This window comes from Roseateles sp. Mitsp63 (assembly GCF_059491535.1).
The window spans coordinates 5,313,893-5,335,133 of the sequence record NZ_CP168509.1; the positions used below are offsets into that span (position 1 = coordinate 5,313,893).

Here is a 21,241-nt window from a genome sequence, read left to right on the forward strand (position 1 = left end):
GGGCGAGGGAGTTAATACCGTCCCGTCGCCCCTGCCACCCGCAGGTAGACATACGCGACCCACGCCACCAGCGCCCGTCCGAGGAACCCGCGCAGCCCCTGGCTGTCCGGCCGTTCCACCTTGCGCGACAGCGCCACCGCCGCGTCGAACTCCCGCGCCACGTCTCCCGCGAACGCCGCGTCGCGCACCACCACGTTGGCCTCGAGATTGAGCAGCAGCGACAGCGGATCGATGTTGGAGCTCCCCACCGTCGCCCAGTCGTTGTCGACGACGCAGACCTTCGCATGCAGGAACGCCGGCGTGTACTCGTAGATCTGCACGCCATGTCCGAGCAGCTCGTCATACAGCGCCCGCGCCGCCATCGCCGCGATCTTGTAGTCGACCTTCCCCTGCAGCAGCAGCCGCACCTGCACGCCGCGCTTGGCGGCGTCCTTGAGCGCGCGGCGGAAGCGCTGCCCCGGATAGAAGTAGGGCGTGATCAGGTCCACGCGCTGCGTCGCGCCGCGAATGGCGTCCACATAGGCGCGTTCGATCGTGCGGCGCTGGCGCAGGTTGTCGCGCAGCACGAAGGCCGCGCGCACCGGCGGCAGACGGTCGGGATCGCGGCGGCGGTGCTCGCCGCGCGGCATGCGGATGCGGCGCATCAGCCGCTTGGCCCGCCGCGCCGGCGAGGCGCTGCGGATCATCGCGCGCATCTCGTCGCCGAAATCGTGACCCAGCCAGGCCCGTGTCCACACGGCGCGGGCCGCCTGCTCGATCGCGCGGACCGCGGGGCCGCCCACGCTCACGGCGAAGTCCAGCCGCGGCGCGTCCGTGCGGCCGTGATGCAGGTCGATGCGGTCGTCGATCACGTTGATGCCGCCGACGAAGCCGATGCGCCCGTCCACCACGCACAACTTCTGATGCAGCCGGCGCAGCTGCCCGGGATGCAGCCAGTTCCACCAGCGGTCGATCGGCCGGAACACCGCCAGCGCGACCGGCGCGTCCCGCAGCTGCTCGCGCAGCCAGCCCAGGCTGCCCTTGGATCCGAAGCCATCCACCACCACCCGCACCCGCACCCCGCGCAGCGCCGCGCGCCGCAGCGCGCCGACGGTGGCCGCGCCGGCCTCGTCGTCATGAAAGATGTAGGTCGCGAGCCAGACCTCGTGCTCGGCGCGCTCGATCGCCTCGATCTGCGCCGGGAACAGCGCGTCGCCGCCGCACAGCAGCCCCACCGCGTTGCCGCCCGTGAAGGCGGGCTGGGACCCGAGGGTCCACGGGAAGAGGGGTTCCTGCGGCCGCTTCAAGATTCCAGGACGAGTTCGGCCAGCAAGGGCAGGTGATCGGACATCCGCGCCCAGGCCGGTCCGCGCGGCACCTTCATGTCGACGCAGCGCAGCCCGCGCGTGTAGATGCGATCCAGCGAGAACACCGGCACCCGCGACGGGAAGGTCGGCAGCGAGCGCTTCGATCCCGGCAGCACCGCGCGGCTCAGGCCGCCGGCGCGCATCGGCTCGTCCAGGCGCTCGCCCCAGTCGTTGAAGTCGCCGGCCACCACCAGCGGCGCGCCGCGCGGCACGTGGTCCTCGATGAACGCGGCCAGCCGCTGCACCTGCCGCACGCGGCTTCCGTGGATCAGCCCCAGGTGCGCGACCACCGCGTGCACCTCGGTGTCCTGCCAGCGGACCGGCACGTGCAGCAGGCCGCGCTGCTCGAAGCGGTGGTCGGAGACGTCATGGTGGCCGACGTCGCCGATCGGATAGCGCGACAGCAGCGCATTGCCATGTTCGCCATGACGGGTCACGGCGTTGGTGCGATAGGCCACCTCGTAGCCCTCGGGCGCGAGGAACTCGGCCTGGCCCTGCTCCGGCCAGCCGAACCAGGTGCGCTCGAACTGGCGCGCCTCGCGGTGGTGGAAGAGCCGGACCTCCTGCAGGAACACCAGGTCGGCATCCAGCGCCTGCACGCCCATGCCCAGGTTGTGGATCTCCAGCCGCTTGCCCGGCCCCATGCCGCGCACGCCCTTGTGGATGTTGTAGGTCGCCACGCGCAAGCGCCCGACGCTGTCCGCCGGCGAGGTGTCGGTGGTCGCGGAATTGGCCACGGCCGCGTGGCGGGGCGTGCGGCGGATCATGCGGCGCTCCCGTCAGGCCCGGCCGCCGGCCCGCGCCGGCGCGGCAGCTGCAGGATGGCCTCGGCGTTGGACGGCGAGAAGCACAGGTCCGCCGCCTCGCGCCACGGCAGCCAGCGGAACCGCAGGTGCTCGCGCGGCGCCAGCGTGACCGCGGTGCCGGCCGGCACGGTCAGGCCGAAGACATGCTCGGTGTTGCGCGTCACGCCCGGCGCGTAGCGGTGGCGCCAGACCGGATAGATGTCGTAGACGTTGGCCAGGCCCCAGTCGTGCAGCGCCGCCGGGGCCAGGTCTTGCACGCGGATGCCGGTTTCCTCGAACACCTCGCGCCGCGCGGTCTCGGCGAGCGCCTCGCCGTCCGTGTCCTTGGACCCGGTCACGCATTGCCAGAAGCCGGGCCGGTCGGCGCGTTCCAGCATCAGCACGTCCAGCGCCTCGGTGTGGATCACGACGAGGACCGATTCGGGGATCTTGTAGGGGCGCGCGGCCGGCTCGGCGGCGGCCGGCAGCGGCGTGGCGGCGGGGGCGAGGGGCACTTCGCTCATAGCGGGCAAGCATATCCCAGCGTCATGGGGAAGCGACATGGCCGGGCACATCGCGGCGCCTGACGCGCAGGCGGCCGGCGCGGGACCTCGGCCTTGAGGAATGACTAGCAAGTCTTTGCTATTCGACGACTGATCGGCGTTGGTTCTAGTCATATTTCGAACGAACCAGTCTCCCGAGACTGCGAGGTTTCCAACTCGTCCGAGTCAGTCCTCATGTCCGCGCACCCGTCGCCGGTGGTCTCCGGCTCCCCCGTTTCCCCCGCACCCTCCCCCGTTCCTCTTCGCTCCGAGCCCCCCTCGTCCGTCTCGACCCCGCCCCTGCCCCTGTCCATCACCAGGGCGCTGCCTGTCCCACCCGCCCGAGCCGCCCGCGTCAGAGCTGACGAAGATCAAACGCCGATGATCGATGGCGACGCCTCGGAGGCGGCGCCCACCCCACCCCCGCCGGAGGACGACGATCGCGACTCTGCCCTGCTGGGTTGGGGCGTGCTCGGCGCCGGCATCGCGCTCATCGGCAGCGGCGCCCAAGGCGCCTCGGGCGGTGCGCCGCTGCTGCCTCCCCTCCAAGGGGGAGGCCTCGATCCCCAGCCGCCCGTCCAGCCGTGGCCCCCGTCCCCCTTCCCTCCCGCGACGGACGAGCCTCACGCCGAGGAGCCATCGATCCCGTCCGTCGAGCCGGCACCGGCGACGCCGCCCGATCTGGCGACTCCGTCGGACTCGGCCGATCCGGCCGGTCCCACCCCTCCCGCCAATCCGGCTAATCCGGCCAATCCGGCTGGCCCGGCCGATCCGGCCGATCCCCCCACGTCGGTGGAGCCCCCTGCCCCTGACCGCCCCGCCATCCCCGTGCCACCTCCGCCGAGCCTCGCGCTCGCGCGCGACACGGGCCTCTCCGCGAGCGATCGCCTCACCTGCGACGCGACCGTGGCCGTCACCGGCCTCGCCGAGGCGGCGACCTGGGCGTACAGCCTGGATGACGGCCTCACCTGGCGCGCCGGACAGGACGCCGCGATCGCCGCTTCGGCCTTCGCCGAGGGCCGGACCTCGCTGCTGGTCCGCCAGACCACGGCCGGCGGCACCAGCGAGGCGGCCCGCCTCGATTTCACGCTGCGCTCGCGAGGCGAAACATTCGATCTGTCCCCCGCCGAGGGGCTCCAGGATGCGTTGAACCTCACCGTGGATCCCGCCGCCATGGCGTCCGGCGTCGCGCTCACCGCGATGCCGCTGGCCGCCATCGCGCACGACATCCAGGAACTGCGGCTGCGGCTCGGCGGTGACGGACTGGCTCCCGCCAACGACCGTCTCCAGCTGGACCGGGGCCTGGCCCTGGCCCTGGACCAGGACGCCCAGGCGCACGACATCCGGATCGGCGGTCTGGACCACCTCGCCTATCGCTACGACAGCGCGACCCAGGCGCTCTCGATCTGGCGTGCCGATGACACGGCGCTCACCGGCTCCGATGCCGCCGCGTTGACGAACGCGATCCGCCTCGTCGATACGCAGGGCCTGCCCCGCGCCGGCAAGCTCGAGCTGCGCATCGGGACGCTCGATCTGGCCGGCAACGTCAGCGACGATTCGGTGATCGCGCTCACCGTGGATCCGCGCGCGCCCCTGCTCGATTTCAATGGCGCGTCCAAGGGCGTGGACCTCGCGCTCGTCACCGGCTCGATGGCGGCGCCGACGGGCCTGCTGTCCTCCGGCGGCCGGCTGACCCATGCGAACCCGGACGCCACCTTCAAGCAGCTGCGCATCGACCTGGACGGTCCCGCCCTCGGCGCCGAGGACCTGCTCATCAGCAGTGACGGCGGCCGCTCGACCACGCTGGCGGACGGCAGCACGGCCTTCCACGTGGCGGGCATCGCATGGCGCGCGACACGCGTGGCCGATCACGTCGAGCTGCAGCGCGCGGACGGCACGCCGGCGAGCCTCGCGCAGACCGAGGCGGTGCTGGCCTCGCTGGCGCTCCAGAACACGCAGGCGGCACCGATGGAGGGATCGCGGCGCCTCGCGGTCACGGTGGTGGACCACCTCGACCGCAGCGCCAGCGCCACGGTGACTCTCCGCGTCGATCACACCGGACCGGAGGTCGACCTGAACGGCCCGCTCCCCGGGCTGGACCAGCCCGTGGCGGTGACGCCGGGCCTGATCTTCGCCTTCCACATCGACAACGTGGCCCGGGGCGTGGTGCGCGACGACAGCCTCATCACCTCGTTCCAGGTGGTCTTGAACAGCCCGGTGCCCGGCGCGTTCGACAGCAGCGACCCGCGTCATCAGGAATGGTTCGGCTTCTACCGTCCGTCCGAGCCCACGATCTTCTACAACATGTTCCGTCTGGGCGAGCGGGGCGTCGACATGGAGGCCTACTCCATCTTCAAGGGCCAATCCTTCACGGTGACCTTCCGTGGCGGCCCCGGCAAGCCCCAGACGATCAGGTACGAGCCGCACGTCCCGATCACGCCGGAGCAGGCCCATGAACTGCTCGATGGGCTGTACTACACCTGCGGCGCGGACACGGCCCCAGGCCTGCGCACGATGGAGATCACGGCGACCGACATCGTCGGCAACACGAGCGCCGTCGTCGCCCGGACCCTCATCGACGTGCGCGCACCCGATACGCCGGTCGTGCGGCTGGCCACGGGCTGCGACACGGGCGCGCGGCAGGATGACGGCATCACCTCGGTCGATGGCGGCAGCGCATCGCCGCTGGCGCTGGCCGGCTTCGCCAAGGCGGGTTCGACGGTGAGCGTGTTCCATGACCTCGATGGCGACGGCGTGGCCGGCGCGGGCGAGGCGGTGGGATCGGCCGTCACTGACAGCAACGGCCGCTGGACCCTGACGCTGGCGGGCGGACCGCTGGCCGACGGCGTCCACCACTTCGGCGCCACCGCGGACGGGTTGAGCGCCGCGATCCTGGCGCTGACCGTCGACACGCAGGCTCCCGCGACGACGCCGGTGTTCGGCAGCCACGTGAATCCGCGTCCGGTGCTGTCGGGTGTGACCGATCCCGGCATGGCGGTGACGGTGAAGCTCAATGCCGACGGCGTGTTCGACAAAGGACATGACGCGCAATACCTGGTCCGCGCCGATGACACCGGCCGCTGGATCCTGGACACCTCGACGGCCACGCCGGACGGCGGCACCGCGTGGCTGTTCAACGGCGGCGACCAGGTCCACGTGCAGGTATCCGCCCGGGACCTCGCCGGCAACATCGGCGTGAGCACCGCCAGCGCGGTGGTCGAGGCGACGACCTACGCGATCTCCGATTCGCGGGACACCAGCGTTTCCGACGGCGCGCCCGGCGCCCGCGAGCTGGTCTTCACCGTCATGCGAGGTGGCAACCTGAGCGAGGCAGGCAGCGTCCGCTATGCGGTGGATCGCGACGCCAGCACGGCCGGCTCCGGCGATGACGCGCTGGCCGCCGGCCTCGCGGTCACCGGCGCCAGCACCGGCGAGATCGCCTTCGCGCCCGGCGAGTCGAGCCGGGCCCTCCGGTTCGCCGTGCTCGGGAGCCCCGATGGCGGCGCGGAGGCGAAGTTCGTGGTGCGCCTTGAAGATCCGGCTCGCGGCGTCATCGAGGACGGACTGGGCATTGGCCTGCTCCACTTGGAGACCGACCTGGCGCCGCTGGCCATCGCGCTGGTGCCGGCGCCGGCCGGGTTCCCGGCGTTCGGCGGCGCGGTGATCTGACGCCGGCCGGCGGTCAGGACAGCCGCGCGGCGAGGCGCCGCGCCAGCGCCAGCGCCTCCGTCAGCGCCCCTGTCAGGCGCGAAGGGGATGCCGGGCCGGCGGCGTGCGCGCCCAGCTGCTCGAGCATCGTGACCAGCGCGCGGGCTTGAGCGGCCGGCTCCTCGTCGGATTCGCCGCCGGCCCCGGCGGCCTCCGCCGGCGACAACTGCGCCAGCATCTGCTGCAGCCAGCCGGCCAGCCGCTCGGCGCGGCTGCGGTCGGCGCGGGACCAGACCGCGCCCGCGGCGCGCTCCAGCCACAGCTCCGCGACCACGGCGCCCGAGGCATCGCGCACGGCCTGCGTCTGCACGGAGCGATCGGCGCGCGCCGCGGCGGGGGCCGGCGCGCCCGTCCATCGCAGGCTGAGGTCGGTCAGCGCCAGGCCCTCCACGAGGCGCTGCCGCGCCTGTTGCCAATGCGATTCGACATCGGCCTTCGTCGCCACGGCCAGGCTGGCCCGCCCCAGCGCCAGCAACAGCCCTTCGGCGCCATGGGGATCGGTATCGAAGCGCGCCAGTTGTTCGAGCCGGGCCGGCAGCTCCGTCTGACCCAGCGTCGCCTCGAGCCGCTGACGCTGCTGCTGGTGGTACCAGCTGGGTCCGAGCTGCTCCTGCTCCGCCATCAACTGACCGAGCCGCCCATGCGCCGCCGCCTGCAGCGAACGCGACTGGATCGCCTCGCCCAGCGCCAGCGCCTGCTGCGCGGAGGCCGCGGCCTCGGCGCCGCGGCGCAGTTCGCTGATGAGCAGCAGCGTCTGCGCCTGCAGCCAGCGGTAGCGGCTGCGGCGCGAGAGATCCTCGGCCTCCAGCGCCAGCGCCAGCGCGTGATCGAGGGCGCCGCTGTCGCGGGCGCAGCGCGCGTGATGCCACATCGCCTCGGCCTCGTAGTCGCGGTGCCCGACCGCGCGCGCGTCCGCGCGCGCCTCGTCGAGCCGCGGCAGCGCCGCCTGCGGTCCCTGCGTGGCCCGCAGCGACACCGCGCGGTTCAACGCGATCTTCGAGCGCATGTAGGGGTCGTCGCCGAGCCGGGGGTAGTGCAGCTCGGCCTGGTCCAGGACCCGGCCGCCGCGCGCCCAGTCGCCCAGCGCGAAGCACAGGTGCGCCAGGCCGATGCGGGCGAGGCAGGCCCAGCGGGTCTCGTCGTCGGCCAGCTCCAGCGTCTGGCTCCAGGCGTTGCAGGCCTGGACGTAATCGCCGCGCTGGTAATGCATGCGGCCCAGAGCCTCGCTGAGTTCCGCCGCCTCCTCCAGCAGGCGGTGCTGCAGCGCCCGCGCCAGCGCGCGCTCCAGTTCGGCCTGGAGTTCGGGGCCGCGGCCCCAGCGCTCGAGGATGAAGAACGCGCCCAGCAGAGCCTGGAACGGCGGCTCGTCCTCGCGGGCGATCAACCGCTGCAGCCGCGGCAGCGCCAGGCCGGGGCGGCGCATCACGAGCCGCTCCCAGCGCGCCTGCGGCGTCAGCGTCATCCGCGTGGGAGTGCCCGCGCCTCGCGGCGCGGCGCGCCTGGCGCGCCTCTCGCCATCCCTGCCCCCGCGTTCGTTTCGCTCGCCCGTCGCCATGCCCATTCCGTTCGATGCCCCCTTGGAGGGAAGGCGAAAGCATAAACGCCCCGGTGAATCGCTCACCGGGGCGCTGTCTCGAGGGCGTCTCGAGGGGGTTTCGAGAGCGGCGTCAGGACGGCGCGCCCTCGAAGCGGTCAGCGCGTCAGCCGCTCAGGCCGCCGCGCCCGGGTTGCGCAGACGGATGTGCAGCTCGCGCAGCTGCTTCTCGTCGACGAACGACGGCGCGCCGGTCAGCAGGCATTGCGCGCGCTGCGTCTTCGGGAAGGCGATCACGTCGCGGATGGATTCGGCCTTGGTCATCAGCGTGACCAGGCGGTCCAGGCCGAAGGCCAGGCCGCCGTGCGGGGGCGCGCCGTACTGCAGCGCGTCCAGCAGGAAGCCGAACTTCACGCGCTGCTCCTCGGGGCTGATGTTCAGCGCCTCGAAGACCTTGGCCTGCACGTCGGCGCGGTGGATGCGCACCGAGCCGCCGCCCAGTTCCCAGCCGTTCAGGACCATGTCGTAGGCCTTGGCCACGCACTTGCCCGGGTCGGTGACCATCAGGTCCTCATGACCGTCCTTGGGCGCGGTGAACGGGTGATGGACCGCGGCCCAGCGCTTGTTCTCCTCGTCTTCCTCGAACATCGGGAAGTCGACGACCCACAGCGGCGCCCACTTGTCCTCGAACAGGCCGGTGGTCTTGCCGAACTCGCTGTGGCCGACCTTCAGGCGCAGCCCGCCGATCGCGTCGTTGACGACCTTGGCCTTGTCCGCGCCGAAGAACAGCAGGTCGCCGTCCTGGGCGCCGGTGCGCGACAGGATGTCCGCGATCGCCTTGTCGTGCAGGTTCTTGACGATCGGCGACTGCAGGCCCTCGCGGCCCTTGGCCACTTCATTGACCTTGATCCAGGCCAGGCCCTTGGCGCCGTAGATCTTCACGAACTCGGTGTACGAGTCGATCTCGCCGCGGCTCAGCTGGGCGCCGCCCGGCACGCGCAGCGCGACCACGCGGCCGCCCGGCGTCGTGGCCGGCGTCGAGAACACCTTGAAGTCCACGTCGCCCATCACGTCGGTCAGCTCGGTGAACTCGAGCTTCACGCGCAGGTCGGGCTTGTCCGAGCCGAAGCGGTGCATCGCCTCGGCGTACTTCATGACCGGGTAGTCGCCCAGCTCGACGTTCAGCGCCTTGCGGAAGACGTGGCGGATCATGCCCTCGAACATCGCGCGGATCTCTTCCTCGTTCAGGAACGAGGTCTCGATATCGATCTGGGTGAACTCGGGCTGGCGGTCGGCGCGCAGGTCCTCGTCGCGGAAGCACTTGGTGATCTGGTAGTAGCGGTCGAAGCCGGCCACCATCAGCAGCTGCTTGAACAGCTGCGGCGACTGCGGCAGCGCGAAGAACATGCCGTCATGCACGCGCGACGGGACCAGGTAGTCGCGCGCGCCTTCGGGCGTGCTCTTGGTCAGCATCGGCGTCTCGATGTCGACGAAGCCGTGCTCGTCCAGGAACTTGCGCGCCTCCATCGCCACGCGGTAGCGCAGCATCAGGTTGTTCTGCATGTACGGGCGGCGCAGGTCCAGCACGCGATGCGTCAGGCGGGTGGTCTCGGAGATGTTCTCGTCGTCCAGCGGGAAGGCCGGCGTCACCGACGGGTTCAGCACTTCCAGCTCATGGCACAGCACCTCGACCTTGCCGCTGACCAGGTTGGCGTTCTCGGTGCCGGCCGGGCGCGCGCGCACCTTGCCGACGATCTTCACGCAGAACTCGTTGCGCACCTCCTCGGCCACCTTGAACATCTCGGGACGGTCCGGGTCGCAGACGATCTGGACCAGGCCTTCACGGTCGCGCAGGTCGATGAAGATCACGCCGCCATGGTCGCGGCGGCGATGGGCCCAGCCCATCAGGGTCACGGTCTGGTCCAGCAGCTTCTCGCTGACTTGGCCGGCATAGCAGGTACGCATGGAGTTCTCCGGAAATTCTTCAGTGTTCGTGGCTGAGCTGGCGGCGACGCGCCGCGTCGGGCTCGAAGAAGGCGGCCAGCTCGAGGAAAGGCGCTGGCGGGGTCCCGCGGACCCTCAGGACTGAGCGCTTGCCGGGGCGCCCAGCCCGGTCAATTTCGGACGGCCTCGCCCGGAAGGACGATGGACGCCTCCCCCTGAGGAGCGACCACCCCCATCGAGATGATGTATTTGAGCGCTTCGTCCACGCTCATCGCCAAAGGCCGCAACTGCGCGCGGGGCATCATCAGGAAGAAGCCGGACGTGGGGTTCGGCGTCGTGGGGACATAGAGCGAGACATGCTCGTCGGGCTCGGCGCCGCTGAGGCTGCCCAGCTGATGCGCCACCTCGCCGGCGGGCTTGCCGGTGACGAAGGCGATCGTCCAGGATCCCTGATGCGGATAGGGCACCAGCACCGCCTCGCGGAAGGCGTTGCCGCTGGACGAGAACAGCGTGTCGGAGACCTGCTTGACCGAGCTGTAGATGCTCTTGACGATGGGGATCTTGTAGAGCAGCCGGTCCCATTGGCGCAGCCACCATTGGCCGAACATGTTCGCCACGAACATGCCGGTCAGCATCAGCAGCGCGACCATGACGACCACCCCCAGGCCGGGGACGTCGTGCAGCTGCCGGAGCGAGGTCTGGGCCGGCAGCGGCAGCAGCGCGCTGACGGCCGACAGCAGCCAGACGAAGACGCCGTCGATCATGCCGAGCACCCACAGGAGCACCCAGACGGTGATGGCCAGGGGAAGCCAGACCAGCAGGCCGGTGATGATGTACTTTCTCATGCCTGGGTCCGGGCCTCGGCGTCAGTGGCAGGCGCAGGAGCCGCCACAGGACGTGCCCGGGGAGGGCGACGCGCCGGAGGAGGATTCCGAAGCAGCGGCGGCCGATCCGCCGGCCGGGGCGCTGTCGCCACCCGCTGCTGCGGGCGCGGCGGGCGCGGCCGCCGGGGCCGCGGCGCCGGCGCCGCCCGATCCGCCGCGGAAGTCCGTCACGTACCAGCCCGAGCCCTTGAGCTGGAAACCGGCGGCGGTGACCTGCTTCGAGAAACTCTCCGCGCCGCAGGCGGGGCAGACGGTCAGCGGGGCGTCGGACAGCTTCTGCAGCACGTCTTTGGCGTGGCCGCAGGCGCCGCAGCGATAGGCGTAGATCGGCATGTGAGGGGGCTACCGGGTCAAAAACCCGAAATTATATAGAGTGGCCCGCTGCCGCCGCGCCGCCGGCCAGCCGGTGGTGGGAACCCTGCGTGTCGCGGATGGCCTGGGGGCCCAGGGAGCCGATCAGCATCCCGGCGATGCCGGCCAGCAGGCCGGCCAGTTGGCCGGGGAACTGCTCGCCCGCCGGCGTCGCGAGGAACAGGATCCAGGTGATCGTGCCCAGCGCGATGGCGAAGATCGCGCCCTGCGTGGTCGCGCGCTTCCAGTACAGGCCGAACACCAGCGGCACGAAGGCGCCGACCAGCGTCACCTGGTAGGCGCTGGAGACCATCTCGTAGATCGAGGTGCCTTGCAGCGCGATCGCGTAGCCGCAGACGCACACCGAGAACAGCAGCACCGCGATGCGCATCGTGCGCAGCTCCTGCTTGTCGGACACGCGCGGGAAGAACTGGCGCCAGATGTTCTCGACGAAGGTCACCGACGGCGCCAGCAGCGTGGCCGAGGCGGTCGACTTGAGCGCCGACAGCAGCGCGCCGAAGAAGATCACCTGCATCACGAAGGGCATCTTGTCGATCACCAGGGTGGGGATCACCTGCTGGGGGTCCTCGGCGATCAGCTGCTTGGCCTCGGTGGGCATGATGATCAGCGCGCTGACGACGATGAACATCGGCACGAAGGCGAACAGGATGTAGCACAGGCCGCCGATGACCGGGCCGCGGGTCGCGGCCTTCACGTCCTTGGCCGACATCACGCGCTGGAACACGTCCTGCTGCGGGATCGAGCCCAGCATCATCGTGATGGCCGCGCCGAGGAAGAAGGCCACGTCGTGGAATTTCGGCTCGGGCAGGAAGCGGAACATGTCCTGGCTCGAGGCCAGCGCGATGACCTTGCCGGCGCCGCCGGCCATGTCGGCCGCGAACCAGGCGATCAGCGACAGACCCACCACCAGGATGATCATCTGGATGAAGTCGGTGACCGCCACCGACCACATGCCGCCGAACAGCGTGTAGGCCAGGATCGAGGCGGTGCCGATCATCATGCCGACCGGGATGCTGATCGCGCCGCCCGACAGCAGCTTGAACACCAGGCCCAGCGCCGTGACCTGCGCCGCGACCCAGCCCAGGTAGGACAGGATGATGATGAAGCTGCACACCACCTCGACGACGCGGCCGTAGCGCTCGCGGTAGTAGTCGCTGATGGTCAGCAGCGTCATCTTGTAGAGCCGCGCCGCGAAGAACAGGCCCACCAGGATCAGGCAGGAGCCCGCGCCGAACGGATCCTCCACCACGCCGTTCAGCCCGGTCTGGACGAACTTGGCCGGGATGCCCAGCACCGTCTCCGAACCGAACCAGGTCGCGAAGGTCGTGGTGACGATCATCACCAGCGGCAGATGCCGGCCGGCGATGGCGAAGTCCGCCGTGTTCTTCACCCGTTTGGCGGCCCACAGGCCGATCGCGATGGTGACGAGCAGGTAGAGGATGACCAGGGTCAGGAGCATGGCGGGTGGGCTGGGCGTTCGCTGGGGATCCGCAAGGATGCGGGAGTCGGAGACACAAAAAAGCGCGCGGATTATCCCCGGAACGTCAAGCCGCGCTGCCCCGGGCTGACCCGGACGCCAGAACTCCGCCCGCCACCCCCGCTACTGATGCCTCCAGCGCCCCCGCGCGCTTTTGAAAGGAAATTCACATGGCAGCAAGTTATGGCTTCGTCGATGGCCAGATGGCTCAAAACAGCTTCCAGGACTTGGAGAACCAGAGCCGGGTCGCGGACAACAACGCCGAGATCCAGGGTTACAGCGTCCGCGCGTCTGATCAGCAGGTCGCGAACGTCAAATCCAAGTTCCTCTTGAGCCAAGGCAATTCCTACAAGGAACTGGTCGACACGGTCCGCCTGTAACCGGCGGGCCCTTTGATCCGGGAACGCGTCCGGGTCGCACTTCACACCATCTCAACATCTGAAAGGAAATCATCATGTCAACGTCCGCCGCCCACGCCCAAGGCCAGATCAGCGGCATGCGGGAGATTCTCTCCATGACCATGGGTCAGTTCCGACCGCAGCTCGCGATGCCCTTCAGCGGCTACTACCAGGGCATGTGCCACAGCATGATGACCCACGCCGCCGCCAGCATGCGCGGGTGGTACTGACCGCGTCCATTGACCCCGGTCTGGAGGCCGGCGCCCGAAGGCTCCGGCCTTTTCGCGGCGATGCATGCCGCGCCTCACGATGGATACCGCCATGCCCGAACACAACGCCGACACCGTCACCCTCCCCCCCTACATCCTGGAAAAGCGCGCCTGCATCGCCGCGTTCATGGATGCCATGGATGGCGAATCGGCCCACCGGCCGCGCGACTCGTCGATGGACGTCAGCCAGCGCGTGGCCTACCGCCAGCTGGCGGGCATCGTCGACCTGACGCTGTCCAGCCTGTCGCCGGACCTGCGGGGCACCTTTGATCTCGCCTGCCTGCAGGAGGAGTCCTATCGCGATGTCGCCGAGATCCAGTCCATTCCGATCGGCACCGTGCGATCCCGCGTGAATCGCGTCCGGACCTTGCTGCGCTCGCGCCTGAAGCACGGCTTCGCCGACTACGCCACCTGAGCGCGCGCCGCCGGCGCATGGACGAACCGCCCCGAAAGGGGCGGCCGCGCGTCATGGGCCGCGCAACGGTCAGTCGAACCAGCGCATCGCCAGCTGCGTCACCACCAGCGCGGCCATGAATCCCCCCACGCCCCACAACAGGGCCTGGAGCAGGTGATTGGTGCGCCGCTGCTCGATCAGCAGCTGCCGCGTCAGGTCGGCATGTCCGCCCTCGGCGCGCTGGCGCAGGACCTCATGCATCAGCCGCGGGAACTCCGGCACCATCTGCGCGAAGCGCGGCGCCTCCTTCTTCAGCTGGTGCACGAAGGCGCGCCAGCCCACCTGCTCGTCCATCCAGCGCTCGAGGAAGGGCTTGGCCGTGGCCCACAGATCCAGTTCAGGGTCGAGCTGCCTGCCCAATCCTTCAATGTTGAGCAGTGTTTTTTGCAGCAAAACAAGCTGAGGCTGAATCTCGACGTTAAATCTGCGCGAGATCTGAAACAGCCGCATCAGCACCTGGCCCAGCGAGATGTCCTTGAGCGGCTTGTCGAAATGCGGCTCGCAGACCGTGCGCACCGCCCCTTCCAGTTCATCGACGCGCGTCTCGGGCGGCACCCAGCCCGACTCGATGTGCAGCTCGGCCACGCGCTTGTAGTCGCGGCGGAAGAAGGCGATGAAGTTCTGCGCCAGGTAGTCCTTGTCGACCTCGGTGAGCGTCCCGATGATCCCGAAGTCCAGCGCCACGTAGCGGCCGAAGGTGTGCGGGTCCAGGCTCACCTGGATGTTGCCGGGGTGCATGTCGGCGTGGAAGAAGCCGTCCCGGAACACCTGCGTGAAGAAGATCGTCACGCCGTCGCGGGCCAGCTTGGGGATGTCGACGCCCGCCTCGCGCAGCCGCTCCAGCTGCGAGATCGGCACGCCGCGCATGCGCTCCATGACGATGACCTCGCTCCTGCAGAGCTCCCAGATCATCTCCGGCACCAGCACCAGCTGCAGGTCCTGCATGTTGCGGCGCAGCTGGGCGGCGTTGGCGGCCTCGCGCACCAGGTCCAGCTCGTCGTGCAGGTAGGTGTTGAACTCGCCGACGACCTCCCGCGGCTTGAGCCGCCGGCCGTCCGCCGAGAAGCGCTCCACCCAGCCCGCCAGCGTGCGCATCAGCGCCAGGTCGTCCTCGATGATGTCGAGCATGCCCGGCCGCAGCACCTTCACGGCCACCTCGCGCCCGTCCTTGAGCGTGGCGAAATGCACCTGCGCGATGGAGGCGCTGGCCACCGGCTCGGCGTCGAAGGTGCCGAACAGGTCCTCGATGCGGCGCCCGAAGGCGCGCTCGATCAGCTCGCGCGAGAGCTCGGCCGGGAACGGCGGCACGCTGTCCTGCAGCTTGGCCAGTTCCTCGATCATGTCCGGCGGCACGAGGTCGCGGCGCGTCGACAGCAGCTGGCCGAACTTGACGAAGATCGGCCCCAGCCGCTCCAGCGCCAGCCGCAGCCGCGCGCCGCGCGGCTGGTCCCAGGCGCGCCCGACCGAGATCAGCCGGCGCAGGAAGCGGAAGCGGCGCCGCTTGAGCGTCGACAGCGCCAGTTCATCCAGCCCGAATCGGTACAGGGTCCAGACGATGACCAGGAGGCGGGACAGATACCTCATGCCCGGAACTGATTCCGGGAGGTCATGCCCGCCCCTGGCCGTCCGGCATGAAGCGGCCGGCCTGGCGGGCCAGCGCCGCCATGGCGGAGGCGGCCGCGCGGCCGAGGCGGCCGAGCTGATGCGCCACGGCCGGGCCGGTGATGGCGGCCAGGTCGTCCTCGACGTCCCAGCGCACGTGGTCGATCAGCCAGTTGAAGTCGCCCGCGAGTTGCGCGTCGCCCTGCACCCGCACGTCCGGACGCGCGCCGGAGAGCGCCGCGAAGGCGGCCGCGGCCGGATTGGACGCGTCCAGCTCGATGAGCAGGTCCGGTTCTTGCCTAGGGCCATCCTCGTCAGCCAGCCGTTCCAGCAGACCGGCCGGGGTGATGCGCAACCGCAGGTCCGGCGCGGCCGGCAGCAGGGCCGGCCAGCCGGCCAGCCGCACCCGCAGCGTCTTGCCCGTGTGCGGCGCCAGGCGCGCGGAGGCGACCGGCTCGCGGGACATGACATGGTTGAGCAACAGCGTGATGCGATCCTGGGCCGCGGGGGCCAGGAGCTTGGACCATTCTTGGAGCATGGGGCGGATTGTAGGCAGGGCGCGGCAGCCATCCCCCCGCGCTGGAACCGGTGACAAGCTAGGGGGTCCGGTTACGAGTCCGTTGGATCAATTGAGCGAGAATTTCCGGCTCTCGGCCGGGGAAGGACCACTGGGTAATGTTTGAGGATCGGAATTACAAAAGAACGTTCTACAGCGCGCCGCAGTCGGTCCAGTCGTTCATCGCGGCCTTCCTGGAGCCGACCCTGATCGTCCTGATCTACCTGGCCCTGCTGGCGTGGTTCGGCGAGCCGGTCATGCGCTCCACCTACACGCTGTGCATGCTGGTGTTCGCGCTGACCTTCCCGGGCCGGAACCGCTTCTCGGACCATCCGGCCAGCGCCGTGACGGACATCGTCGGCTCCTGGCTGATGCTGCTGCTGATCCTTGGCATGTTTGCCTACGCGACCAGCAGCTTCCATTACTTCGAGCGCCCGGTGCTGCTGTGGTGGGCGATCCTGACGCCGCTGGCGCAGATCGCCGCGGTCGAGATCGGCCGGCGCGTGCTGCGCTGGCGCTCGCGCCAGCCCTCGGTCAAGCGCACCGCGGTGATCGTCGGCGCCGGCCCGCTGGGCGCGAAGGTGGCGCGGGCGCTGGAGTTCGGCAAGCTCGGCGGCGTCGACTGCCTGGGCTTCTTCGACGACCGCACCGACGACCGGCTGCACGCCGACTGCAACGGCCGCGTGCTGGGCACGCTGCCGCAGCTCAGCGACTACGTGCGCGCCCAGGGCGTGCGCGAGGTCTACATCACGCTGCCGCTGGGCTCGCAGCCGCGCATCCTGCAGCTGCTCGAGCAGCTGCAGGGCACGACCGCGTCGCTGTTCTTCGTGCCGGACGTCTTCGGCATCAGCATCATCCAGGGCCGGCTGCAGGACGTGAACGGCGTGCCGGTGGTGGGCATCCTGGAGACCCCGTTCACCGGCGTGAACGAGGTGGTCAAGCGCATCAGCGACATCATCCTGGCCTCGCTGATCCTGGTGCTGATCTCGCCGATCCTGCTGATCCTGGCGATCGGCGTGAAGCTGAGCTCGCCCGGCCCGGTGATCTTCAAGCAGCGCCGCAACGGCCTGGACGGCGAGGAGATCGTGGTCTACAAGTTCCGCTCGATGCGGGCGATGGACAACGGCGCGGTCGTCAAGCAGGCGACCAAGGGCGACCCGCGCATCACGCCGTTCGGCGCCTTCATCCGCAAGACCTCGCTGGACGAGCTGCCGCAGTTCATCAACGTGCTGCAGGGCCGCATGAGCATCGTCGGCCCGCGCCCGCACGCGGTCGCGCACAACGAGGAATACCGCCAGCTGATCAAGGCCTACATGGTCCGCCACAAGGTCAAGCCCGGCATCACCGGCTGGGCGCAGGTCAACGGCCTGCGCGGCGAGACCGACACCGTCGACAAGATGAAGGCGCGCGTCGAATACGATCTGGAGTACCTGCGCAACTGGTCGCTGGGCCTGGACCTGCAGATCATCGTGCGCACCGTGCGGCTGATGCTGTTCGACCGCCACGCCTATTGAGACGCACCGGTCCACTCCCCACCCGCACGCCCCCCCGCACGACACCCGCAGGAGATCCCCCGCCCATGAACCGCCTCCACCGACTGTCGCTGCCGCTGGCGCTCCTCGCCTCGACGTCCTGCTGGGCCCAGAGCGACGTGGGCAGCCCCTGGTACCTCGGGGCCGCGCTCGGCCACTACTACACGAACAACGTGTTCCGCACCAACGCCGACGCCAACAGCGACCGGCTGACCTCGCTGAGCCTGCTGGCCGGCGTCGACACGCGGCTCGGCCGCCAGCGGCTGCACGCCGACGGCCGCTTCAACGACACGCGCTACCAGGACAACAGCCGGCTGGACAACCGCGGCTACAGCCTGGACGCCGGGCTGGACTGGGAGACGGTGGGCAACCTGTCGGGCACGCTGGACTACACGGGCGCCCGCACGCTGGCCGACTTCAACGCCAACACCAGCATCGCCCCGACCACCGAGCGCAACCTGCAGACCGACAGGAGCCTGGGCGGCAGCGTGCGGCTGGGCCTGCCCAGCCTCTCGCCGTTCGGCATCGAAGGCACCTTCCAGCACCGCGAGCGCGACTACTCGCTGCCGGAATGGGCCACGCAGGAATACCGCCAGAACACCTCGTCGCTGGGCCTGCTCTACAACGCCAGCAGCGCCTGGCGCTTCGGCGTCGCGGGCCGCTACACCAAGGGCAGCGTGCCGGTGAACGGCTTCAGCTGGAGCCGCAAGGACATCGACCTGACCGCGCTGTGGCGCGCCACCGGCTCCAGCAGCCTGAACGCGCGGCTGAGCCGCAGCAGCTCGCAGTCCTTCACCGGCGTGACGGGCGCGCTGAACTGGATCTGGGCGCCGGGCGGCCGCTGGTCGCTCAACACCAAGGTGTCCCGCGACACCGGCGTCGAGACCTACTACCTGGGCATCAACAACGGCCTGGCCGACTTCAACCGCGTCCAGACGGCGCTGCAGACGCAGCTGAACTACCGCCTGACCGGCAAGCTGACGGCCACGGCCAGCCTGGGCGTCACGCGCCTGAGCCGCGACCAGAGCATCGCGCTGAGCGGCGCCGGCGCCAAGGACAACTCCACGCAGTACGGCCTGGGCCTGGCCTGGGAGGCCCTGCGCAACGTCACGGTGGGCTGCCAGTACACCCACCTGGAGCGCGACACCTCCAACGTGATCTACTCCAACACGGCGTACACGGCCGGCTGCTACGTGCAGGGCATGCTGCGCTGAGCCCTTCGTCCCCGCCCCTTCCGACTCCTGGATCCCCCGGACTCCCATGGCCAACGACACCATCCTCCTGACCGGCGCGACCGGCTACATCGCCTCCCATACCTGGCTCGCGCTGCAGGCGGCCGGCTACCGCGTCGTCGGGGTGGACAACTTCAGCAACAGCTCGCCCAAGGTGCTGGACCGCCTGGCCGAGCTCAGCGGCCAGACGCCGCTGTTCGAGAAGCTCGACGTCTGCGACGGTGCCGCGCTGGACGCCGTGTTCAGCGAGTACCAGCCCGCCGCGGTGGTGCACTTCGCGGCCTTCAAGGCGGTCGGCGAATCGACGGCCAAGCCGCTGAGCTACTACCGCAACAACCTCGACGGCCTGCTGACCGTGTGCGAGACCATGCGCCGCCACGGCTGCAAGCGGATCGTGTTCTCCTCGAGCGCGACCGTCTACGGCCAGCCCCGGTCGCTGCCGCTGCGCGAGGACGCCGAGCTGATGGCGGTCAATCCCTACGGCGCGACCAAGCTGATCGGCGAAGGCATCCTGCGCGACCTGGGCGCGGCCGACCCGGACTGGCAGACCGCCTGCCTGCGCTACTTCAACCCGGTGGGCGCGCATGAGAGCGGCCGCATCGGCGAGGACCCGCGCGGCATCCCCAACAACCTGATGCCCTATGTCACGCAGGTGGCGGTGGGCCGGCGCGCGAAGCTGTCGGTCTTCGGCAGCGACTACGACACCCCCGACGGCACCGGCGTGCGCGACTACATCCACGTCGTCGACCTGGCCGAGGGCCACGTGGCGGCGCTGAACTTCCTGCTGCGCGGCAAGGAGTCGATCTGGGTCAACCTGGGCACCGGCCGCGGCCACAGCGTGCTGGAGCTGGTCGACGCCTTCGCCAAGGCCAGCGGCCGCGAGATCCCGTACGAGCTCGTCGCGCGCCGTCCGGGCGACGTCGCCGCCTGCTACGCCGATCCGGCCCTGGCGCGCGAGAAGCTGGGCTGGACCGCCCGCTTCGACCTGCAGCGCATGTGCGAGGACAGCTGGCGCTGGCAATCGTCCAATCCGAACGGCTTCGAGGGCTGAGCCGGCGCTCTGCGACACTTCCGGCCCGTTTCTCCAATACCACCGCCCCGGCCACGACGCGCCAGGGGCCACGACCCAGAGGGAGCAGTAACTTGAGCAAGATCGACACGCAGCCGGTGATCATGGCGGGCGGCAGCGGCACCCGGCTGTGGCCGCTGTCGCGCGCCGGCTATCCGAAGCAGTTCCTCGTCCTGAACGGCAACACCAGCCTGTTCCAGCAGGCCGCCGAGCGCCTGGCGGCACTGGGCGCCGAGGACATCGCGGTGAACGCGCCCATCGTGGTGGGCAACGAGGAACACCGCTTCATGGTCCTGGACCAGCTGCGCGAACAGCAACTGGCCCCGAGCGCGGTCGTGCTCGAGCCGGTCGGCCGCAACACCGCGCCGGCGATCACGCTGGCAGCGCTGCAGGCGATCGAATCCGGCGCCGATCCGGTGCTGGTCGTGACGCCGGCGGACCAGACCGTCGTCGACGGCCCCGCCTTCACCGCCGCGCTGCAGGACGCGGTGCGCCAGGCCCAGGGCGGCGCGATCGTGATCCTGGGCATCACGCCCGACCGGCCGGAAACCGGCTACGGCTACATCCGCGCCGGCGCCGAGGGCGCCGGCCTGCGCGTGGAGGCCTTCGTCGAGAAGCCCGACGCGGCGACCGCGCAGAAATACCTCGACCAGGGCGGCCATTACTGGAACAGCGGCATGTTCGTGCTGCGCGCCAGCGTCTGGCTGAAGGCGCTGCAGCAGTTCCGTCCCGACATCGAGCAGGCCACGCGCGCCGCCTTCACCGCCAAGGCGGTGGACGGCGCCTTCGTGCGTCCGGCCAAGGACGCCTTCGCGGCGGTGCCGTCGGAATCGATCGACTACGCCGTGATGGAGCGCTGCCCGGGCAGCGCGATCGCGCTGCGCATGGTCCCGCTGGATGCCGGCTGGAACGACCTGGGCGCCTGGGAGGCGGTCTGGCAGGTCGCGGAGAAGGACGCCTCGGGCAACGCCAGCCGCGGCGACGCGATCATCGCGGACAGCCGCAACACGCTGGTCCACGCGACCAGCCGCCTGGTGTCGGCGGTGGGGCTGGACAACATCGTCGTCGTCGAGACGCCGGACGCTGTGCTGGTCGCGGACCGCAGCAAGAGCCAGGACGTCAAGAAGATCGTCAACCAGCTCAGCGCCGCCCAGCGCGACGAGCAGAACCTGCACCGCAAGGTGCACCGCCCCTGGGGCTGGTACGACAGCATCGACATGGGCGAGCGCTTCCAGGTCAAGCGCATCATGGTCAAGCCGGGCGCCTCGCTGAGCCTGCAGATGCACCACCACCGCGCCGAACACTGGATCGTCGTGCAGGGCACCGCCGAGATCGTCAACGGCGACAAGACGCTGCTGCTGACCGAGAACCAGTCGACCTACATCCCGCTGGGTCAGGTGCACCGCCTGTCCAACCCGGGCAAGGTGCCGCTGGAGATCATCGAAGTGCAGTCGGGCTCCTACCTGGGCGAGGACGACATCGTGCGCTACCAGGACACCTACGGCCGGAATTGACCCTCACCCAGGGGGAAGGGACG

18 protein-coding genes are annotated in these 21,241 nt (G+C 70.1%); 8 read left to right on the forward strand and 10 right to left on the reverse strand.

Annotated elements, in window-relative coordinates; genetic code table 11:
- Positions 1-11: 11 nt before the first annotated feature.
- Genes clsB through nudB form a run of 3 tightly spaced genes read right to left on the reverse strand, consistent with a single transcriptional unit; the run spans position 12 to position 2,655 of the window.
- Positions 12-1,286 carry a cardiolipin synthase ClsB gene (gene clsB, locus ACEN96_RS23060; protein ID WP_495585361.1) on the reverse strand — a complete coding sequence of 425 codons (1,275 nt, stop codon included), beginning with the start codon at positions 1,284-1,286 and terminating at the stop codon, positions 12-14.
- The gene (locus ACEN96_RS23065; RefSeq protein ID WP_495585362.1) at positions 1,283-2,113 is read right to left on the reverse strand and encodes an endonuclease/exonuclease/phosphatase family protein; all 831 of its coding nucleotides are present in this window, start codon (positions 2,111-2,113) and stop codon (positions 1,283-1,285) included. Before ACEN96_RS23065 ends, clsB begins: the two co-directional genes overlap by 4 nt.
- Complete coding sequence (gene nudB, locus ACEN96_RS23070) at positions 2,110-2,655, reverse strand: dihydroneopterin triphosphate diphosphatase (RefSeq protein ID WP_495585363.1); 546 nt, start codon at positions 2,653-2,655, stop codon at positions 2,110-2,112. Before nudB ends, ACEN96_RS23065 begins: the two co-directional genes overlap by 4 nt.
- Positions 2,656-3,054: 399 nt before the next feature.
- Between nudB and ACEN96_RS23075 the strand changes: the two genes are divergently transcribed.
- Positions 3,055-6,342, forward strand: coding sequence for an Ig-like domain-containing protein (locus ACEN96_RS23075; protein ID WP_495585364.1), 3,288 nt, complete (start codon positions 3,055-3,057; stop codon positions 6,340-6,342).
- 13 nt (positions 6,343-6,355) lie between these two features.
- On the opposite strand, the gene ACEN96_RS23080 is transcribed toward ACEN96_RS23075, so the two are convergent.
- The 5 genes from ACEN96_RS23080 to ACEN96_RS23100 form a co-directional block, all read right to left on the reverse strand.
- Positions 6,356-7,843, reverse strand: coding sequence for a hypothetical protein (locus ACEN96_RS23080; RefSeq protein WP_495585365.1), 1,488 nt, complete (start codon positions 7,841-7,843; stop codon positions 6,356-6,358).
- Between the two features lie 246 nt (positions 7,844-8,089).
- A complete protein-coding gene (aspS, locus tag ACEN96_RS23085) occupies positions 8,090-9,880 on the reverse strand; it encodes an aspartate--tRNA ligase (protein ID WP_495585366.1) in 1,791 nt (596 codons plus the stop codon).
- A gap of 149 nt (positions 9,881-10,029) precedes the next feature.
- A complete protein-coding gene (locus ACEN96_RS23090) occupies positions 10,030-10,704 on the reverse strand; it encodes a DUF502 domain-containing protein (protein ID WP_495585367.1) in 675 nt (224 codons plus the stop codon).
- 21 nt (positions 10,705-10,725) lie between these two features.
- Positions 10,726-11,076 carry an FmdB family zinc ribbon protein gene (locus ACEN96_RS23095; protein ID WP_495585368.1) on the reverse strand — a complete coding sequence of 117 codons (351 nt, stop codon included), beginning with the start codon at positions 11,074-11,076 and terminating at the stop codon, positions 10,726-10,728.
- Between the two features lie 31 nt (positions 11,077-11,107).
- A complete protein-coding gene (locus tag ACEN96_RS23100; protein WP_495585369.1) occupies positions 11,108-12,574 on the reverse strand; it encodes a high affinity choline transporter 1 in 1,467 nt (488 codons plus the stop codon).
- Positions 12,575-12,762: 188 nt separating this feature from the next.
- Here ACEN96_RS23100 and ACEN96_RS23105 point away from each other — a divergent pair, with 188 nt between their 5' ends.
- The 3 genes from ACEN96_RS23105 to ACEN96_RS23115 all read left to right on the forward strand — a co-directional run bounded on the left by ACEN96_RS23105 (position 12,763) and on the right by ACEN96_RS23115 (position 13,674).
- Positions 12,763-12,972 carry a hypothetical protein gene (locus tag ACEN96_RS23105; RefSeq protein ID WP_495585370.1) on the forward strand — a complete coding sequence of 70 codons (210 nt, stop codon included), beginning with the start codon at positions 12,763-12,765 and terminating at the stop codon, positions 12,970-12,972.
- A 74-nt stretch (positions 12,973-13,046) separates the two neighbouring features.
- Positions 13,047-13,220: a hypothetical protein gene (locus ACEN96_RS23110; protein WP_495585371.1), complete on the forward strand. Its 174-nt coding sequence runs from the start codon at positions 13,047-13,049 to the stop codon at positions 13,218-13,220.
- 91 nt (positions 13,221-13,311) lie between these two features.
- Complete coding sequence (locus ACEN96_RS23115) at positions 13,312-13,674, forward strand: sigma factor-like helix-turn-helix DNA-binding protein (RefSeq protein WP_495585372.1); 363 nt, start codon at positions 13,312-13,314, stop codon at positions 13,672-13,674.
- A 69-nt stretch (positions 13,675-13,743) separates the two neighbouring features.
- On the opposite strand, the gene ubiB is transcribed toward ACEN96_RS23115, so the two are convergent.
- Entirely contained in the window at positions 13,744-15,297 is a 1,554-nt protein-coding gene (gene ubiB, locus ACEN96_RS23120; protein ID WP_495585373.1) for a ubiquinone biosynthesis regulatory protein kinase UbiB, read from the reverse strand.
- A gap of 22 nt (positions 15,298-15,319) precedes the next feature.
- A complete protein-coding gene (locus tag ACEN96_RS23125; RefSeq protein ID WP_495585374.1) occupies positions 15,320-15,853 on the reverse strand; it encodes a hypothetical protein in 534 nt (177 codons plus the stop codon).
- A gap of 137 nt (positions 15,854-15,990) precedes the next feature.
- Between ACEN96_RS23125 and ACEN96_RS23130 the strand changes: the two genes are divergently transcribed.
- The 4 genes from ACEN96_RS23130 (at position 15,991) to ACEN96_RS23145 (ending at position 21,218) form a co-directional block, all read left to right on the forward strand.
- Entirely contained in the window at positions 15,991-17,385 is a 1,395-nt protein-coding gene (locus ACEN96_RS23130) for an undecaprenyl-phosphate glucose phosphotransferase (protein WP_495585375.1), read from the forward strand.
- A 65-nt stretch (positions 17,386-17,450) separates the two neighbouring features.
- Positions 17,451-18,617, forward strand: a complete 1,167-nt coding sequence (locus tag ACEN96_RS23135) for a porin family protein (RefSeq protein ID WP_495585376.1) — start codon at positions 17,451-17,453, stop codon at positions 18,615-18,617.
- Between the two features lie 46 nt (positions 18,618-18,663).
- On the forward strand, positions 18,664-19,686 hold the full coding sequence (gene galE / locus ACEN96_RS23140; protein WP_495585377.1) for a UDP-glucose 4-epimerase GalE: 1,023 nt from the start codon (positions 18,664-18,666) through the stop codon (positions 19,684-19,686).
- 122 nt (positions 19,687-19,808) lie between these two features.
- On the forward strand, positions 19,809-21,218 hold the full coding sequence (locus ACEN96_RS23145; protein WP_495588667.1) for a mannose-1-phosphate guanylyltransferase/mannose-6-phosphate isomerase: 1,410 nt from the start codon (positions 19,809-19,811) through the stop codon (positions 21,216-21,218).
- Positions 21,219-21,241 lie beyond the last annotated feature (23 nt).

Coding starts and splice junctions, on each gene's coding strand:
- ACEN96_RS23130 (WP_495585375.1), top strand. CDS start 15,991: ATGTTTGAGGATCGGAATTACAAAAGAACGTTCTACAGCGCGCCGCAG.
- aspS (WP_495585366.1), bottom strand. CDS start 9,880: ATGCGTACCTGCTATGCCGGCCAAGTCAGCGAGAAGCTGCTGGACCAG.
- ACEN96_RS23135 (WP_495585376.1), top strand. CDS start 17,451: ATGAACCGCCTCCACCGACTGTCGCTGCCGCTGGCGCTCCTCGCCTCG.
- ubiB (WP_495585373.1), bottom strand. CDS start 15,297: ATGAGGTATCTGTCCCGCCTCCTGGTCATCGTCTGGACCCTGTACCGA.
- ACEN96_RS23145 (WP_495588667.1), top strand. CDS start 19,809: ATGGCGGGCGGCAGCGGCACCCGGCTGTGGCCGCTGTCGCGCGCCGGC.
- ACEN96_RS23095 (WP_495585368.1), bottom strand. CDS start 11,076: ATGCCGATCTACGCCTATCGCTGCGGCGCCTGCGGCCACGCCAAAGAC.
- ACEN96_RS23110 (WP_495585371.1), top strand. CDS start 13,047: ATGTCAACGTCCGCCGCCCACGCCCAAGGCCAGATCAGCGGCATGCGG.
- ACEN96_RS23065 (WP_495585362.1), bottom strand. CDS start 2,113: ATGATCCGCCGCACGCCCCGCCACGCGGCCGTGGCCAATTCCGCGACC.
- ACEN96_RS23105 (WP_495585370.1), top strand. CDS start 12,763: ATGGCAGCAAGTTATGGCTTCGTCGATGGCCAGATGGCTCAAAACAGC.
- ACEN96_RS23115 (WP_495585372.1), top strand. CDS start 13,312: ATGCCCGAACACAACGCCGACACCGTCACCCTCCCCCCCTACATCCTG.
- galE (WP_495585377.1), top strand. CDS start 18,664: ATGGCCAACGACACCATCCTCCTGACCGGCGCGACCGGCTACATCGCC.
- ACEN96_RS23090 (WP_495585367.1), bottom strand. CDS start 10,704: ATGAGAAAGTACATCATCACCGGCCTGCTGGTCTGGCTTCCCCTGGCC.
- ACEN96_RS23075 (WP_495585364.1), top strand. CDS start 3,055: ATGATCGATGGCGACGCCTCGGAGGCGGCGCCCACCCCACCCCCGCCG.
- ACEN96_RS23080 (WP_495585365.1), bottom strand. CDS start 7,843: ATGACGCTGACGCCGCAGGCGCGCTGGGAGCGGCTCGTGATGCGCCGC.
- ACEN96_RS23100 (WP_495585369.1), bottom strand. CDS start 12,574: ATGCTCCTGACCCTGGTCATCCTCTACCTGCTCGTCACCATCGCGATC.
- ACEN96_RS23125 (WP_495585374.1), bottom strand. CDS start 15,853: ATGCTCCAAGAATGGTCCAAGCTCCTGGCCCCCGCGGCCCAGGATCGC.
- nudB (WP_495585363.1), bottom strand. CDS start 2,655: ATGAGCGAAGTGCCCCTCGCCCCCGCCGCCACGCCGCTGCCGGCCGCC.